General features: G+C 51.6%; 16 protein-coding genes and 1 pseudogene. 3 read left to right on the top strand and 14 right to left on the bottom strand.

Annotated features, from left to right (window positions below; all coding sequences use genetic code 11):
- The 11 genes and pseudogenes from ONV78_RS30800 to ONV78_RS30850 form a co-directional block, all read right to left on the bottom strand.
- Positions 1–429 (bottom strand): annotated as a pseudogene (locus tag ONV78_RS30800) (RHS repeat protein); the annotation flags it as partial.
- A 291-nt stretch (positions 430–720) separates the two neighbouring features.
- A complete protein-coding gene (sctL, locus tag ONV78_RS30805) occupies positions 721–1,350 on the bottom strand; it encodes a type III secretion system stator protein SctL (RefSeq protein WP_279508422.1) in 630 nt (209 codons plus the stop codon).
- Positions 1,329–2,024 carry a SctK family type III secretion system sorting platform protein gene (locus ONV78_RS30810; RefSeq protein ID WP_279508423.1) on the bottom strand — a complete coding sequence of 232 codons (696 nt, stop codon included), beginning with the start codon at positions 2,022–2,024 and terminating at the stop codon, positions 1,329–1,331. The genes sctL and ONV78_RS30810 overlap by 22 nt, the downstream gene beginning before the upstream one ends.
- A 31-nt stretch (positions 2,025–2,055) precedes the next feature.
- Positions 2,056–2,853, bottom strand: coding sequence for a type III secretion inner membrane ring lipoprotein SctJ (sctJ, locus tag ONV78_RS30815; RefSeq protein ID WP_279508424.1), 798 nt, complete (start codon positions 2,851–2,853; stop codon positions 2,056–2,058).
- Positions 2,854–2,855: 2 nt separating this feature from the next.
- Positions 2,856–3,269: a type III secretion system inner rod subunit SctI gene (gene sctI, locus ONV78_RS30820; protein WP_279508426.1), complete on the bottom strand. Its 414-nt coding sequence runs from the start codon at positions 3,267–3,269 to the stop codon at positions 2,856–2,858.
- Between the two features lie 2 nt (positions 3,270–3,271).
- Positions 3,272–3,670 carry a hypothetical protein gene (locus ONV78_RS30825; protein ID WP_279508427.1) on the bottom strand — a complete coding sequence of 133 codons (399 nt, stop codon included), beginning with the start codon at positions 3,668–3,670 and terminating at the stop codon, positions 3,272–3,274.
- Complete coding sequence (locus tag ONV78_RS30830; RefSeq protein WP_011397073.1) at positions 3,667–3,891, bottom strand: EscF/YscF/HrpA family type III secretion system needle major subunit; 225 nt, start codon at positions 3,889–3,891, stop codon at positions 3,667–3,669. Before ONV78_RS30830 ends, ONV78_RS30825 begins: the two co-directional genes overlap by 4 nt.
- The gene (locus tag ONV78_RS30835) at positions 3,875–4,198 is read right to left on the bottom strand and encodes a hypothetical protein (protein ID WP_279508428.1); all 324 of its coding nucleotides are present in this window, start codon (positions 4,196–4,198) and stop codon (positions 3,875–3,877) included. Before ONV78_RS30835 ends, ONV78_RS30830 begins: the two co-directional genes overlap by 17 nt.
- Positions 4,179–5,543, bottom strand: a complete 1,365-nt coding sequence (gene sctD, locus ONV78_RS30840; protein WP_279508429.1) for a type III secretion system inner membrane ring subunit SctD — start codon at positions 5,541–5,543, stop codon at positions 4,179–4,181. The genes ONV78_RS30835 and sctD overlap by 20 nt, the downstream gene beginning before the upstream one ends.
- A gap of 152 nt (positions 5,544–5,695) precedes the next feature.
- The gene (gene sctC, locus ONV78_RS30845; protein WP_279508430.1) at positions 5,696–7,417 is read right to left on the bottom strand and encodes a type III secretion system outer membrane ring subunit SctC; all 1,722 of its coding nucleotides are present in this window, start codon (positions 7,415–7,417) and stop codon (positions 5,696–5,698) included.
- Between the two features lie 196 nt (positions 7,418–7,613).
- Positions 7,614–8,612 (bottom strand): hypothetical protein, encoded by a 999-nt coding sequence (locus ONV78_RS30850; protein WP_279508431.1) that lies wholly within the window; start codon positions 8,610–8,612, stop codon positions 7,614–7,616.
- A gap of 323 nt (positions 8,613–8,935) precedes the next feature.
- Here ONV78_RS30850 and ONV78_RS30855 point away from each other — a divergent pair, with 323 nt between their 5' ends.
- Entirely contained in the window at positions 8,936–9,460 is a 525-nt protein-coding gene (locus ONV78_RS30855; RefSeq protein ID WP_279508432.1) for a hypothetical protein, read from the top strand.
- Between the two features lie 131 nt (positions 9,461–9,591).
- Here ONV78_RS30855 and ONV78_RS30860 read toward each other — a convergent pair whose 3' ends face one another.
- From ONV78_RS30860 to ONV78_RS30870, 3 genes are all read right to left on the bottom strand, one after another.
- Positions 9,592–10,590, bottom strand: coding sequence for a leucine-rich repeat domain-containing protein (locus ONV78_RS30860; RefSeq protein ID WP_279508433.1), 999 nt, complete (start codon positions 10,588–10,590; stop codon positions 9,592–9,594).
- Between the two features lie 413 nt (positions 10,591–11,003).
- Entirely contained in the window at positions 11,004–12,194 is a 1,191-nt protein-coding gene (locus tag ONV78_RS30865) for a hypothetical protein (RefSeq protein ID WP_279508434.1), read from the bottom strand.
- 12 nt (positions 12,195–12,206) lie between these two features.
- Positions 12,207–13,211, bottom strand: coding sequence for a leucine-rich repeat domain-containing protein (locus ONV78_RS30870; protein WP_279508435.1), 1,005 nt, complete (start codon positions 13,209–13,211; stop codon positions 12,207–12,209).
- 522 nt (positions 13,212–13,733) lie between these two features.
- Here ONV78_RS30870 and ONV78_RS30875 point away from each other — a divergent pair.
- Positions 13,734–15,593: a LodA/GoxA family CTQ-dependent oxidase gene (locus ONV78_RS30875; RefSeq protein ID WP_279508436.1), complete on the top strand. Its 1,860-nt coding sequence runs from the start codon at positions 13,734–13,736 to the stop codon at positions 15,591–15,593.
- 6 nt (positions 15,594–15,599) lie between these two features.
- A complete protein-coding gene (locus tag ONV78_RS30880; protein ID WP_279508437.1) occupies positions 15,600–16,799 on the top strand; it encodes an NAD(P)/FAD-dependent oxidoreductase in 1,200 nt (399 codons plus the stop codon).
- Positions 16,800–16,826 lie beyond the last annotated feature (27 nt).

Consider the following 16,826-nt stretch of genomic DNA (forward strand, 5'->3'; position numbering starts at 1 on the left):
AGTCCCCGCCGGACGTTTCGGCGAGGGCGTTTTCACCGGCTTCAGGCGATTCAGCAACTGGGTGGCGGCGTGGGTGTTGGACTGTCCCGGCGTCAGCTTTTTGTCTTTCTCAATAATCAGCGGATGGAAAGGCTTTTCGCTTGCATCCACCACCAGCAACACATTGCCATGGCGCGCATCGCGAATCAGGGTGTTGCGCCAGCTATTAAACGTCGCTGCGGTGCGGCCGGGAAATTTGTTGGCGGTGGACTGAAAATGACTTCCCTGCAGCGAGGCGATAAAGGCGTCGAAATCTTTGCCACGCCCGTCTCCGTCGCTCAGACATTTCTCGATATAACCAATGGCGGTGGTGGGCGACTCAATGCGCGTCAGCTCATCGGCGACGATATCCAAGTGATGTTTGACTTGGAAGCGACGGGGGTAATGCATGCAGGAAACATCCCTTGTTAAAGGCCACTGGGGCGGAGACGGACAAATGATAATTGGAAAAGCGACAAAATCTGGCCGCATTGGCGACCGGGCGCGCTACATTGTACGTTTGGCCTGCCGCTGTCCCAATCCACCATTCGGCATATGCCGTAGGTGCAGTCCTGCAGATAAATGCCCTGCGGGTAAGTGTTCGGGGATTGCAAGAGTGTCCGCTTTCTGGAGCGTTTAGCCGCGGCAAACAACTAGTTTGACAAGAGTGCGGGCGGGCCGCCCGCGCTCCCAGGGAAGTGTTTAGTTTTGGGGAGCGGACAGGGCTTGTTCCACCAGTGTATTTAGCTTGGCGAAGCGGTCGGAGATGGAGCCTTTGATAATGCCGGCGTCCCCTTGCAGTACGTAGGCGTCGCGGGGAAGTCGTGGGTCCGCTGTGATGTCGAAGTATTCGATGCCCGGAAAATGAGACAGAACATCCGGTAACGCCGCTTTCACTTGAGCCTCCATTTCGGGCGCGACATGGACGGTGACGCGATAGTCCTCGCGCAAGGACGCCAGGCCGGTTTGAATGAGGCTCGCGATTTTCACTTCATCGCCGATATCGCCAAACAGTTTCTCCACGCTGAGTTTCACCAGCTCAATCAAATCCGACTCCGCCATCTGCAGCATCTGGTGAGCCCGCATACTGGCGGTGATCAGGCGTTCGGCGCTTTCCTCTTTGGCCTTCGCCAGGCCATCCTGATAGCCGCTTTGTAACGCCGCCTGCGCCTGTCTTTTCGCGTCAGCCAGGATTGCATCCGCTTCGGCGCGGGCGGCGTCGAGGAGCCTGTCCGCCTCATGCCAGGACTGGTAATCAGACGCCTTAACAAGGCTATTTCTAACTTTAATTTTCTCTTGTATGTTTCTGATTAAAATGAAATTGGCTTCCATGACGGCATGATCTCCAGAGCAATTTTAAAGAGTAATCCCCTCGCCTTTTCCACGGCGTCAGGGTGATTAATGTCCAACGTCATGTTGGGCATTTCATCATTCGTAGAACAATGCGCGAAGCAATGTGACTGTCGCTTGGGAAAGAAAAACGGCAGGCGTTTTTGCGCAGATGGCGGCAGATTCGCTGACGCCATCGCCAACAACGTTACTCCCGCACATTGGATCATTTTGTAGATAGCCGGCGTATCTTCGTCGGCCAGCGTGGGAATATGATCCCAAGCGGCGCCTACCATAAACTGCGCCCGCTCCAAAGCGAAACAATAGCCCTCCTCCCCAAACGCGACTTTTAATTCGCGCTGACGACGTCCGCAAATGATTCGCTTCAAGTCGCGATAGTGCAGCGCTAACCCCGCCCACATGGCGAATTGGGGGACATTCATCGAGGTTTGCGTCAGCAACTGCAGCAACGGATCGGAAAACGCCTCCGGGGCGACTTGCTCTAAAGGCTCGGGCTGCTCCAGTAAAAAGCGGTTCAGGGTTCTTGTGGCGTCAGTCCGACCTCGCATGGCGGCTAAACGCGTAGGCGTCAGCCAGGGCGCGAACCAGCTGGCGTCGGCGTAAATGCCCGGGGCGCCGTTAAATCGGGCCGCCTGAATGAGAAGTTCTGCACGCATTGACGAACTCACCTTGGGGTCACCGTGGACATTAAGCCTGCTCTATGGTCAGTGTGTGAGCACTGCGTTGTTTCATACGTCGATACAGCAGAAGATTGCCACCAACAGCGCAGATCAACATTAGCCCGCCAATGGCGAGCAATCCGTAAAGGCGATCGATCGACCCGGCGGCGACATTCACGGAAAACACACTCTCCATCGCAGCGCCGCCAGCGACCGGCGCGGCCTGAGTCGGAAACAGCGCGACGGCGATATTGTCATAGCTGAGCCCTTCAATGCTGTTGTTCACCAGCAACTTAATCTGCGGCACGAAATCATCCAGATTGACCGTGCTTTCATACTTGATGAACACCGAGGCGGAGGACACTTTCAACGGCGCTTTTTTGTTCTCCACCTCCGGCATCACCACATGCACGCGGGCGGTAATCACCCCGTCCAGCTGCGACAGGGTCGCGGCGATCTCCTGAGACAGGCCGTATATGTAGCGCGCCCGCTCTTCCAGGGGCGATGAGATCAGGCCGTCTTTCTTGAACAGCTCGCCAACGTTGGTGAAGTCATCGCGGGGATAACCCCGGCTTTTGAGCAGGCGAATCGCCTGAGACAACTGCGCGCGTTCAACGCTGAGAGCGACAGTCTGTCCCTTCTGGCCGGGGACTTTTTCCGCCTCCAGGCCTTCCTCCAACAGAATGGACAGCATTTCCGCGCCTTCTTTCTCGGTCAGATCGCTGTACAGGGTCTCTTTACAGCCGCTCAGGACGAAGACAAGCAGAAAGCTCAGCAAAAGCCGCATTCGACGAGAGAACCGGTATGGTGTGGATGTGTTTTTCATGGCTACTGACTCTTGAGCAATGTATCCAGGTTCTGCGTGCTCTTGCTGACGGTTTTACTGATCAGCTCGCCCTGCAGCGTCAGTTGGGCGAGGTCCATCTGCAGCTTGAGCATATCGCTCATATTGAGTGGGTCGGCGCTGTTCAAGGTGAGCTGCATTGCCTCCATTTGCTGGTCATAGCCGGACTTCACGTTCTGCATGCCCTGCAGCACTTTATCTCCCAGCGTGTTATCCGACGCCTCTACGCCCAAAGTGACTGGCGACCCGTCTGATGTTGAATGCGCAGACATGTCCGATTGTGGCTGAAGACTTTGCTGAAAGCGCTCCAGCGCCGCCGGGTCCGCCGTCAGTTCCGGGGCGGCGAGTTGATCTGAATTGAGAAAATTCAGGCTGTATTGAATATTGATAGGGTCCATGGTTACCTGCCTTCTATTTCATGCTGGATGATGTCTTGGGCCAATTTGGCGGCGGTGGCGTCCGGCGACTGGGAGGTCTTGGCCAGCAGCGCCCTCGCCTCCTCTTCGCGCCCCTGTTGCAACCAGATCAAACCCTGGAAACAGCTCAACACCGGGTCGCTGTTGCCGCCTCCGACGCTATGTCCGCAGCCGCGCCCTGGTTCCTGCAGTCGCTCCGCCAACGCCAGCCCCAGGGTCGACGCCGGGTTGCCCGGTTTGATCCGGTTCACCGTCGTGAGCACTTTGCAGGCGTCATCGACAGCGCCTTCGAGCAGCATGTCGAAGGCTTCCAGAGCCAGTTTGCGCAGAATCAATTTGTGCAGAACCAGGTCGTCGATGCTGGCGTCCATGTTTGTGTTCACTGCATTTTCTGCACGATGCTGGCGATGGTGTCCTTGAGGGACTTGATCGTCGTGCTTTGCAGGTTGGTGATCAGTCCCCACTCCTGGACCTTCTGCTGAAATTTGATCAGATCCGAGGAGTTATTGGGGTCCATGCTGTTGGCGAAAGAACGCAACTCCTCTTCCTTCAATGTCGCCTGGCGACCCATCGCATCGTTGATTGCATCAAAATTGAACGCCATATCGGCTTCCTCCATCGTCAGTGTTGTTTATTCGAGCATCGTTAAATAACGCGTTGTTAAATTGAGGGCGGTTAAATCGGCGGATCACCAGATCCACCGCCGCATCCAGATCCGCCAGCAAGTAATACTCTGACGGCTGACATCCCACCTTCAGGCGCGCTTGTAACTGCCGCTGATAATCCGCCAGCAGTTGCAGCCACTCCTGGGGCGTACGTTCGCTAAAGTTGTCTCCCATTTGCTTCTCCTGTGGTTCCGTTGTTGTTAACACGGCGGTGATATTGGCCTGATTAATATTCGTCAGATTCATCCGCGCCGGAACCGACGCGATACTTGATCAATTCCTCGCCGCGCCGCAGGACGACAGCATCCTTGGCGACCTGCTCCAGAAAATAGCCATCGCTGACATGGGCCCCCAGGCCATAACGGCGTCCGTTCGCCAGCACAAGATGGGGAACCGCGCCCAGGCTGACGCTACGAATCGCCAGCGTGGGCCGAGCGTCGGCGATGACCGCCAAGTCCAGTGTCCCGCCGAAGCGCTCCTGAAACTTGCGTTGAACCCGCCGCCACGCTTCGGAGTCCTCCAGACGAATATCCGAGGTGATGGACAAACGCCCGTCTTGCGCATTGACCAGCACTTCCTTATCGAGCCCTTCCTCCTGCAACCACTGTTTCAGTTGATTCAGTCGGCTTTCCGGCCTCTCTACGCGGTCCTGAATGTGAGTCAGGCCGGGAATGTCGGCAAGCAGCAGCTCTTTTTGTCGCAACCAGTTGTCCAGGTTTGTTTCAACGCCGCTGATCACCAGCTCGCCGGGCTGAGTTCCGAGACTGACCGTCAGATGCGATAACTGAAACTGTTGTAGCAGGGTTTCCGTTGAGCGTTTGACGCTCTCCATGACGCGGATATCAAGCTCGAACGGCGCATTCAGCGCCTGCAGACGCCGCTTTAGGTCCGCCGCTTGCGCAGCGGTGTCGACGTAACCACTGATCAGCCATTTGTTCGCGCCGTTACTCAAGGTCTGAGGATTGACGGCGAGTCCTTCGAAACGCCAGTCCTGAGCGACAATACCGGCGAGATCCAGGGACGTTTCCGGCTGGATAACGCCAGCATCGAGAAAGCGGCTGTTGAAGATCACGCCGCCGGCGATGAAGCACAGAAATACCGGCAGCATGAGTTTGGAGCTTCGTGGCAGTCCCCTGCGGACGTTGTCCTGGCGCTTGTCCACGGGATCTTTCGCATGCTCCGACTCTGCTGCTGCGGGAAGATTAGACGCGTTGGATTCCGCCGCGTGGCGAGGCGTGGGCAGTGAAATGTCCGGCCAGCGCTGGTTGGTCGGGCCAAAACAAAAGTGCAGCATCCCCAGGGAATAAATCGTGTAGGCGTCGACTTTTACATCCAGCTCGTCGACCTCCCGCCCTTCGCACAGAAACGCCACGTTTGTCTCATTGCCCGTCTCATTTGCCTCTTCCCGTAGCAGGCGCACGCCGTCCACTCCCACATCCAGCGTAAACGCCAGCTCAGGGAGCAGTTTGTCGTGCAACACGATGTCTCCTTCGTCTGCAGAACCGACCCGGTAGGCGCGGTTTTCGAGACGCATTTCCGCGCCTGCGTGAGGCCCGGATAGCAACTTGATCATCCACTGTGCGCTAGTCATTGCTGTACTTGTGTCCGGTTTGTGAGTGAAGCGTTTGGGTTGCGGCGGAGTTGTATGGAAGTCGCCGCGCTTGTGTTAACAGTGCCGTAGCTTGTGTTAACAATGTCTTAGAAAGGCGCCTGCAACCATATATCCACAGGCCTAATTGGCTTCTATGGCGTAAAGAGTTCCGGGGCCGTGCTCAGATACTTGTTGATCAGGGATTCCAGCCGGCGGTTGTATTTAATTTCAGCCGTGTTGGAGCCGACGATGCGGGGTGAAATCAGAAACAGTCTGGCTCGTTTCTGCAGCTGGCTGCCGTCGGTACGGAACAGGCGCCCCAATAGCGGGATATCCCCCAGTACGGGAATCTTGCTGCTGGTGGTGGAGTCCTGATTGAAGTAATAACCGCCGACAAGCAGGCTGCCGTTGTCGTTCACCAGGGCTTCGGTGGTGATGATGCTTTTGCTGACGGCGGGTATGTCATCCACCGCCTGTCCGGTCTGCTGGCCGTCTTCGATATTGATATTCAGATGAATTTTATCGCTGAAATCGCCTTTCACGATGTGCGGCGTCACTCTGACCACTGAGCCGACGGACACCGGAAACAGGTCCACTTCCCGATCGCCCACCAGCCGCACGAAAAAGGTGGTGCTGTGATCCAGCACGGCTTCGATGTTATCCAGGGTCAGAATCGTCGGCTGGGACAGCACGCTGGCGTCGCCATCTTCCGATAAGGCGCGAATGCGCGACAGAAACAAGTCTTGCGTGTTGGTCAGCAAGGTGGAGAAGTTGGCGCCGTCGCCCACCACGAAAGACAGCTCGTTGGCACTGCGCGGCAAAGCGCCTTGAGAGAAATCCGCATTGGTGAAACTGCCGTTGCGTCCATTGATCTGCCACTCAAATCCCATTTCGTTCAGACGATCCGTACTCACGTCGATAATCGAGACTTCAATCTCCACCTGGCTTCTAGGTTGGTCCAGGGAGTCGATGAGTTCCTGATAGAGGGGCATTTTCGACTGGCGATCATGCACGATGACCGCATTCAGACGCTCGTTGGCGATGATGTATCCCGCCGTTTCCGAGTTGACGCCGCCCTCCTCGCTTCGCACGGAGACGATCTTTCGGTTGGTCTCCTGAGAGGGCGTGATGTCCGTCGGCCCGTAACGTCCCTGAGCCAGCCCTTGTCCTTTCAGTTTGGGAAGGGGTCTCGGCGCAATCGCGTTGACGGTCGGTTCAGATATGCGCCGACCTAAAATCGCCTGCAACGACGAGGCCACGCCGGGAACCGCTATTCTTTGGCCGCCAATCACCATGGAGCGATCATCCGCCCAGGCGTGCTTGAGTTCAAACACCTGCACCACAAAGGCGTCGCCGGTTTTGGGCTTGCCCTGTTGTCCAGAGCTCAGAATGTCCGCTACTTCCTTGACCAACTGGGTATAACGGGGCGGCCCGGACACCATCACGATTCCTTCCCCGGGGATGGCCCTGAGAGTATAGCGTCGGTCCAGCACGCCCAGATTCGTCAGGGTTTTGATCAGGCGTTGAGATGAGACGTCCTGCAGATGAATCAGATCGGTCTCCACTTCGCTGGCGCCGTAGACGTAGAGCACCTGGCCGTCGTAGTACCACAACAGGCTGTGCAGCTTGGCCAGTCTGTCGATAAAGTCTCGGGCTGGCGCTTTTTCGAAGCGGCCATTGACCACGCCCTGAATTTTATCGCTGACCACCACCGGCGTGTTGATCGCAGCGGCGAATTGCTGCAATAGCTCTTGAATGGGCTCATTTTCCGCATAATGGGCGTAGCTGAGTTTGGCCCACGGCCATCCTTCGGCGCGCACCGCCGCACTCGACAGGCACAATAACAATACGATTAATGACAGTAGCGGCCTCATCTTCTATTCCTCTGGTCTGTGCAGGCTGGCAGCCTTGCGGATTCAAACTGAAGTCAGATTAGAGGTCCGGCCGGTTTGGCCATATCAGCCTACCGATGTATTTGTGCAACATGGCGGAAAGACAAGAAACGAGCGCCATCAAGTCTCGCCAATATCTCACTACCAGCGAACCAGGATGACGCTCAATCACCGCTCCTTAACTGGAAAAAATATTGATGCGATTTAACAACGACATAAAGTTAGTCGCGCCTGCTTGCAGGTTGTTGCTTATGGTTTTCTGAAATTTATCCATAAGGTTCGGGTTAGCGGTGGACGCGGATTTCAACACCGCCTTATAAACGTCGATCTGCTGATCATTGTTTAGGTCATCGAAACGCGTATTTGCGTCCAATTCCTGATCCCTCACCAGCTGCGCCGTCTTCCTGTCTATCAAACCATCGAATCCCAATCCTTCTTTCTTCATAAAGACTGAAAGCTGACGGCCGAAAAAGGACAGCTGATCGCGGGTTTCCTGCATGGTGACGTTTCTTTGCAGAGACGCGCCCACACTCAGCTCTCCCCACATCCGATTGTGCTCCTGGGACTCATCCAGAGGCGGAAGATCATCGAACTGCGCCAGTTTTTCCAGTGCGATGATTTCTTTCTCTTGCTGCAGCCTGATATTGAAATCATGCTCAGTCCCAGGTACGCCATCAGACCAATTGTCAGTCCGCTGCCGCGCATTATCTTCAGCTTGCTGGACTTCCTCCGCGCTTAAATTATCAATATCAAACGCCAGAAATTCCTGAAACTGCCCCTCCACCTGCGCTGCGTCGTCCGTAGCGTGAAGCGTCCCGCTAAACGAGGCCAAGGCCTGCTCCCTGAGCACCTCATGGTGATTGGCCCGATCCATATCGTTAAAAAGCGTCTCCGCATTGCCTTCCATACGAGAGAGCGGAACCCTGTAGTTCTGCTCCCGGACAGACATATCCCGCAGCGGATTATTCGGCAGACGGTTATAGACCGCCGACTTTAAATTGGCGACGCCTTCAAAAAAGCCGCTAAACATAGAACGGCCATTCTGATCCTGATGGGCAACAGGATTGGGGTTACGCGCCAACGCAAGAGCGCCGGGTTGATGAACAACGCCGCCGCCAGCCTGAACATGATCTTGAGGGGCGATTGGCCCTACGCCAACGCCGTCACCAATAGTCATAACAAATACCTCGCCTTATCGACCTTAAAGAAAATGGCTGATATGGCTCCACAGTCGAGAAAACTGCGGGCCATAAAGGCAAAGTAAACAGGGCGGGAACAGGCAGGTATCGGTCTGTGGATCTATTTTTTGAGCTCGGTTATCTGAAGAAAGCGTGTTATAGAATCGTTATGAGGAAGCCGACTTCTCGGTCAACAGGGAAACTACTAAATGACGAATACTCACCACTCCGTAAATAATGGAAGCCCTTAGATCTCATGGCGCACGTTTATAGCATCTCCTGCGTCAAGAGAAAAAGCCTACGCTTTAACAGGAATTTATCGATGAACCACGCAGCCAAAGGCATTGCTCTCCTGCTGATGCTCGCATTGAGTAACGCAAATAGTGCGATAAGCCCTGAATCAAGCACCTCAACGGCTATCACTCAGGCCCAGAGTAGCGTGAATAAGAGTGAACCGGAAAAGGAATCTTTTTCTGAATTCTATAACGCGTTTTCGACAGCAATCGATAAAAATGACTGGAGATCTCTCGCTGACCTTACCCACTTTCCATTTATATTTCAGGGCCAGCTCGACATGGAAGGGAAAATAAGCATCGAAAAAGATGAGTTTGTAAAGTTAATGCCTTTATTTTTAGAAAAGGAAACCTTTATCAATATAGATGGGGACATGTTTCCTACAACATATCGAGTTATCGCCGTAACGCCACTAGAAGAGAGCACCCGCGTCTATGGCGAGGAAGCAGATATTCATGACTTCCATTTCTCTATAGTTAATGGACATTGGCGGCTTGTTAGGGTCGTCACAGACTTAAGTAACGTCAAACATGTCAATTATAAAATTATATAAATGGTATTAGCGAGCCTTCCAAGCAGCGACTCCCTAATAGGGGGATCACCAATTCAGGGCGATGAATTTAAATTAATTGATGTTTAATTTTAGCCAGATCAAAACCTTTAACTTTTGGATTTCACCCACCCTTAGTCACAGTTGAGAATAGTTTCGATGTCCCTTTTAATAAAGAACACATTACAGAACTCCGACTCTAGCTTTCCAATGTTATTAAAAAGAATATTCATCCCTGAGAACTTTTCAGGTTTATCATAGATATCGTGAGCTTTCGCGGCATCACTTCCATATATATCCTCAACATCCTCATTAAAGCCAATACTCACAAAGGCTCTAACAAAGCCGTGATGGCCTTCCACAGACATTCTTAGTTCAGGTAAAGCAGCTATCTCCACCGGCAACTCTTTCAATTCATTTGCGCTCAGATCCAACATGGTTAATTTCGTCATCATTCCAATTTCTCTAGGTATCTCCCTCAGTTTATTACCCGATAAAGAAAGACCTACAAGAGCATCAAAATTTCCTATCTCTTTCGGAATAACGGATATTTTATTCATTGATAGATCCAATATCCTGAGTTCCTTATTTTCTTTTAGCTGAACAGGGAACTCTCTAAAATCATTCAAGGAAATCATTATTCTTCTTAATGACTTCAGCCTTTCTATTTCTTTAGGCATCGAGCCAATATGATTGTTAGACGCGAATATATCTTTCAGACCACTCAATGAAAGCAAAACGGTAGGAAACTCAGAAAAATTATTATCATCAATATATATCTGCCTCAATTTCTTTAGCATAGCAATTGACTCTGAAAACTCAGAAAGAGAGTTATTTCCCAACCTTAATATTCGAACATGCTCCATTTCCATAAAGGCATCTTCCGGGAAACCTCTTATATTCATGCCTTCCAAATCTAGAATTATACTCTTCTTTACTCTATTTAGCGTGATGCAGGAAACGACACTGGCTTCTGAAGGCTCATCTGCATCACATAGTTTAGAAAGCTCCCCCAGTTGAACCTCAGAATACTGAGGGGCATTGTTAGTCTCGGGCTCAGCTTTTTGAGGTTCGGATTGCCCACATCCGGCAAGTAAGATGAGTATTATTAGAGCAATAGTGCGCTTAAGCATAAAAAAGCCATGATAACAGTGTTTATAGGTATAGGTGATACCCAAGCTAATTGCGCCATGCGGTGAATAATCGATCAGATATTGCAATTGTTAACCAATGTGACAGAAAAAGTTTCGAACTCATTACAATTCAGACCAATATGCCTTTTACATATTAAACTCTCTAACAATAGTTATGCCTGCATTAGCACTTGACTCCAATGGAGGATAGGCGCCACATGAGCTGACATTTTGACGCGGTATAATTTGGCTCCACTTGACTTTAAACACTGTCTTTATGAGGATCTTAACATTGAGATAAAAAATGGAAAATCCAGTTGAAAAACTGTTATTGAAATTACTTACAAAGAATTAATTGAGTGACGCTAAAAGCTAAAGCCGCGGCGATTAAGGCGGCTTTATAATCTATGTAGTTAATATCGACTATTTTGCTTTATTACCTTTTTTTGACGCTCAGTGAGCCCCAATAACTTTGCGTCTCTCGGTAATATAGGTCTATCCGACTCAACCAGATGCTGATTATAGGGTTGACCAAGAATATTCGCCAAATTCTCTGCTTTAACTAAAGACTCAGCCGTTGGCCTTGACCCTCTCCAGTTAGAAAACTCGACAATCGTTCCATTGTTATATATCTTACTTGCCAATTTATTAAGTTGCTCAGCCACCTTAGAGCCATAAGGAGAGTATATAATTCGTTGCTCGATAAGTCCGGTACTATTATAGCTTTGAGCACGATCTGGCAGTGTATTTGGATATCCAACCTGGGACGGTGAATAGTAGATGGGCGTACGCACATTAGTAGACTTCGCATGCGGACTACTTTCATATCTTTGAACCAAAACATCACAGTCCAGCAATCTAGCAAGATACATTGACAGTTCTATTTTTTCTTGCACTCTATCTTTCATTTGTTGAGAGAAGGAAGCCTTATTTCCAGTTTTGTTCGTAAAAGGAGGAAACATATACTTACAACCGATAACCTCACTAACTGTATTATTATAATTATCTAATCTAGGCTTCTCATAATTTGTACCAATAGAGGAAAGATATGACTCTGTAGCACCTCTTAAAGTATCGCTCAAAAGACTTGAATTATATTTAATATAATGCATCATACCCGAGAGAACAGTCATTTCGCTATTATTAGTCGGAGACTTAGAATACCTGTATTTTCCAACTCCATCCTTGATAGCCCCAACAATTTTTTGAGCGAGCGCTTCCTCTCCTTTCTTTACAATACCACCGACAATGCTTTTTACTTTTTCATTGGCATAAACGCGATTAAAAATCGTCTCAAGATTATTCTTACAAACGAAAGAAAGTGACTTATCGTAAATATATTTTTCAATTGATCGCGCAACAGACGCTGCCATAATACCACCGCCAGCTAAAGCTAGTGCAGTAAAGGCGTAGTCGACCGCTTTTTTCTCAAGCTCCTCCTGTGACTGTATCGTTGCTTTAAACCTTAGCAATGCCACTTCATAGCTTGACATAAACTCCCATACCGATGCCTCCCATCTCTCGGAGGCTAAAAGTATATCTTGAGTAATCCTTAAAAACTGATTTTTCACTAACCCTTCATTTAAGTCAGGATCTAAAGCCACACAGCACCCCCTTCATTTACAATCAATTACAGCATCACTATCTAATTTCATAAAAAATACGTTACAAAAATCCTTATCCAGGACCAGCTTGTCATTGAATAGAAGATTTATACCTGAGTATTCGCTCACCGGAGGTGTCGTTTTATATCCTTTTAATATTGAAACGCCATAAATTTCCTCGCCATCCTCTTCAAACCCTAAACCCAACAAATTATTCACAAATCCGCTATGATTTTTAACTGATTCAATTAACTTCGGAAGGTGCGCAATCTCTACAGGAAGTGAATGTAACTTATTAGAGCTGAGATCCAACATGGTCAGATTTTTTAAATCGCCGATTTCCCCAGGAATCTCTTTAATATCATTATCGGACAAAGACAGCCCTATAAGTGCAGACATCTTATTTATGGATTTCGGTACTTCACTAATGGAGTTTGTTCCCAGATCAAGAATTTTCAAACCCGACATTTCAGTAAAAACATGCGGGAATTCCTTTAGATTATTGTGTGAAATAATCACTCTCCGCAAAGATTTAATATTCTTTAACCCTTCACCAATGCGAGCTATTTTATTTTTGGAAATATATACATCCTTTAATCCACTTATATCAAACAGTTCAACTGGAAACTCCTCAAATTCATTCCAACCTAAGTGGACACGTTTAAGGCCTTTCATTTCGGACATGGACTTTGGCAAGCTAGACAATGCATTTTCGCTAAGATATAAAATTTTGACATGCTCCAAGCCCTTAAAAACATCATCGGGAAGACTGTCAATACTTAGTCCCTTCAAATCAAGGGTATGGTAATGTGTTGCTTTATTTAATTTTACACATGCCCTTACAATCTCCAGTGGGGACTTCCCATCGTGCTTGTCACACTGGTCCACATATCGTTGGATCTCAGCCTCAGAATACTGAGGGGCATTATTAGCCTCTGGCTCAGCTTTTTGAGGTTCGGATTGTCCGCATCCGGCAAGCAGAGTGAATATCATTAGAGCTAGAGTGCGCTGAAGCATAGAAAGGCCTTGTTTAACAGTGTTTATATAAATTGAGACGATAATCGGCGGAATTCTTCTCTCCGCGAGCGCCAAAGGTGGTGGATGTTATCACTCATAATTGCTTCAGCATAATCCTTCATTGAACAACGGCCTATAACCTATTCGTATAAACAAGCCGGCTTACCAAGTTGAGTTTGCTTCTGGAATCTAAAGCACATAAAAGGCATGAATCTGGGAGGGATATTGTTTGAATGCCTTCTTGCATGTTGTGTTCCGAAAGAATGAGACAAAAGTATTTTTATCCTAACGATAGATAAGCACTTGTCTCAATCGGCAAACTGGCGGGGGCTATATGGCTGATAGGGAAGACCCTAGATGGTGATAAAAAATACTTCAGGCGGTCTGACATCCTAACCGGGTTTCGCCAGACCTCAATAATGTTATTTCTCTTGCTTGTTAATCCCCATCCACCATCTACACTCCTTTAACAGCCATCTGATATGGCATGGCGGGTATCTGATTAACCAAAGGGAGTGTGTTATGACGAACAGCAGCAAATCCGACGACCAGATTGTTTACGCCAGGATTCATCCCTCCATCGGCATCGCTCGTGTTGGTAATTCCCTCGCAGAAGACGGTTTTTATATTGGGCCGCAGGTGTCGAACCCGCCTCCCAAGGAACCCGGTGAGTATCGTGACGCCACTGGCGCTTTAAAGCGCGAAGTGGCGGAGTTCCGCATCTATGGTTATGACGGTAACGGCCAAGTGGTGCGGGAGTTGTCGATTGACGATGTCACCCAGATCGAGTGGACGGTGGAGCTGGCCAATCATAAGGCGGCCTGGTACAACTTTGAACTCGCGCTGGATATCCCGGAAGCCGCGGCGACGACGCCCAGCACCTTGCGTAACGCCAGCGTTAAAGACCGTAGCGAGCTATCCATTACTCCTGGCCCCCGTTCTATCAACACCCCCTCCAGCTATGGCCCGGAGTACCAGTTTCGCGGCGGCAAGTTCATGGGGATAGAGGTTCCGTTGGGAGAATTACGCACTGACTCGACCGGTCGTCTGATGGTGTTCGGCGGGCATGGCAAATCCGCCTCATACGATGGCAAACCGCCCACTACCTTCGCCAATAACGACGGCTGGTACGACGACACCAGCGATGGTCCGGTCACCGCTACGGTCGTTTTAAACGGTAGAAAACTGGATGTGGCGCCAGCCTGGGTGGTAGTCGCGCCCCCCAATTACGGGCCGCAGCAAAAGTCCGTGCGCACCATGTACGCATTGATGACGGACCTGGCGATCAACGCCGGTATGGCGCCCGCCCCCACCTGCCCTTCCTTTCAGAATGACATCCTGCCTGTCCTGAAAGCCATGTGTGACTTGCAGTGGATGAACGCAGGATTTGCAGCAGGTTTCGGATTCGGCATGCCGCAACATTTTCTCGACCCTGACTATCTGCGCAAGCTTTCCATGCCCGGCGACGACTATGCCGAGCTGCGGCGGACCGTCGCCAACGCATTCCGCCATCCCGGTCGCAACGACATATCTATGAACCTCTGGCCCTGGGTGTATGGCGACGCCATGAACGTCCCCATGCCTCCGGTCAGCAACGCCATGAACGCGTTGACGGAAACCCAGTTGGCCATGCTGGGATACTGGGCGCAGGGACAGTTTGAGTCAGATTACGATCCGGACGCCAACCCGCCCCGCTCCATCGACGACGTGCCGATCAGCGAGCAGCCCGCCTGTCTGGACAAAGCCGCGTTGGAATTCTGTCTGGCGGACGCCTTTCACCCCGGCTGTGAAATGACCTGGCCAGTGCGTCACGCCACCATGTATAGCGAACCCTATCGGTGGCGTCACCGCGCGGCCAACAATCCAGAGCCGAACTACGGCAGTACGCTCACCTCGGCGGAAGCCTTGTCCTATAACGGGCCGCTCTACGCCCAGTTCCCCGGCTCCATCACCCGCTGGATGGCGATCCCCTGGCAAACCGACACCGCGAGCTGCCGGTCCGGCTATGACTCGCAATATGATCCTTACTTGCCCACCTTCTGGCCTGCGCGGGTGCCGAATCAGGTGTTGAGCGAAGAGAACTACAGCAAGGTGATGGATACCGGCCTGACCCGCCAGGAGCGTATCGCCGCCTATCAAGAGCGCTCGGATTGGGATCGCACCCTTGGCGTCGGTTACGACAACCAGTTGGCGAACATGATTGATCGCTTCCCGGAAATGGGCATTGTGGAAGTCCGTCCCGGCGTGCCCAATGACCCGGATTTCCCGCCGGTCATGCAGGTCGAGGATCGCGGCGGTCCGGATATGACCAAAGAAGAACGTCGTCTCACCGACCACGCCATGCGCCGCGAACTCATGCGGCAGAAAGCGCCGCGGCGATAGTGGTTCATGGCGACAACAACAGCAAGCGCGCAGGATAAGCGCCGCTGGGACGTCATTATTCTGGGCGCCGGTCCTGCCGGTTTTGCGCTGGCGAGGCTCCTGCGTCCGTCTCATGACGTACTGGTGATTGAGCGACGTGCGACTCGAGAAACAGGTCCACGCATTGGCGAATCGCTACCCGGCGCCACCAGCGTACTGTTGCGCAAGCTGGGTCTGTGGGAGCGCTTCCTGGAAGGGCCCCATTTGCAGCGGGGCTCCGCGTTATCGGCTTGGGACACAGAGACTCCAGTGTGGCGCGATGCGTTATTTGACCCGGCTGGACCAGGCTGGCTGTTGGACCGACGCGGATTCGACCGTCTGTTATATGAGGGCGCGCTCGAATCCGGCGCCTGCATTCTGGAGGGCCTCCGCCAGTACGACATTGATCGCAGCAATGACGTCTGGTCAATACGACAGCCTCAAGACAACCTCGTGCATATTGCGCCCGTGCTGGTGGACGCCACCGGTCGCTCCGGCGCCATTGCCCGTCGTTTGGGACTGCCTCGTCAGGCTGACGACGATCTGCTTTGCGCCTTCACGTTTTTGCCTTCTCTTCCTAACGATCAGGAAGCGACGCTGCGCACCTGTGCGGATGAAAACGGCTGGTGGTACAGCGCACGCATTCCTCACGGGAAACGGGTGCTCGCCTATCATTTTGACGCCCATGATCCATTGCGACATCAGTGGCGGGAAACAGGCGCTTTTCTGGCGCGTGCTCGCCGCCATCCCATTCTGCGGCAAGTCATTACCGGGTCAGAACCAGCTCCCCTGCGCTATCATCCCACCGGCGCCGCAACACTGGATCTGACCGCTTCCAAGACGCAGGCGCTGGCGCAGCAAGGGTTTTTGGCTATCGGCGACGCCCTCATTTCGTTCGATCCAATCTCCTCTCAAGGGCTGTTTCATTGTCTGGCGAGCGCCGTCAGCGCCGCCAACGCCATTAAAGACGGTTTCCCCATTCAAGCTGGCGCCTGGCAGGCCTATCGCGGTGAAATGCTGCGCGTGGCGGAACGCTATATCAAGCATCTGGCGCTGACATACGCCGGGCCGGAGAGATTCGCGTCTTTCTCATTCTGGGCTAAGCGGCGGGAAGGCAGTGGTGATTTATTAGACAGGCCGTACGCCTCCATGCCGGCATCTAATAAGGGAGAACCCTTAGCGCCATGAATAGGGGTTGCATAAGCTAATTGTAAA

The organism is Hahella sp. CR1 (assembly GCF_029813005.1).
In the GTDB taxonomy this organism is placed as follows: Bacteria; Pseudomonadota; Gammaproteobacteria; order Pseudomonadales; family Oleiphilaceae; genus Hahella.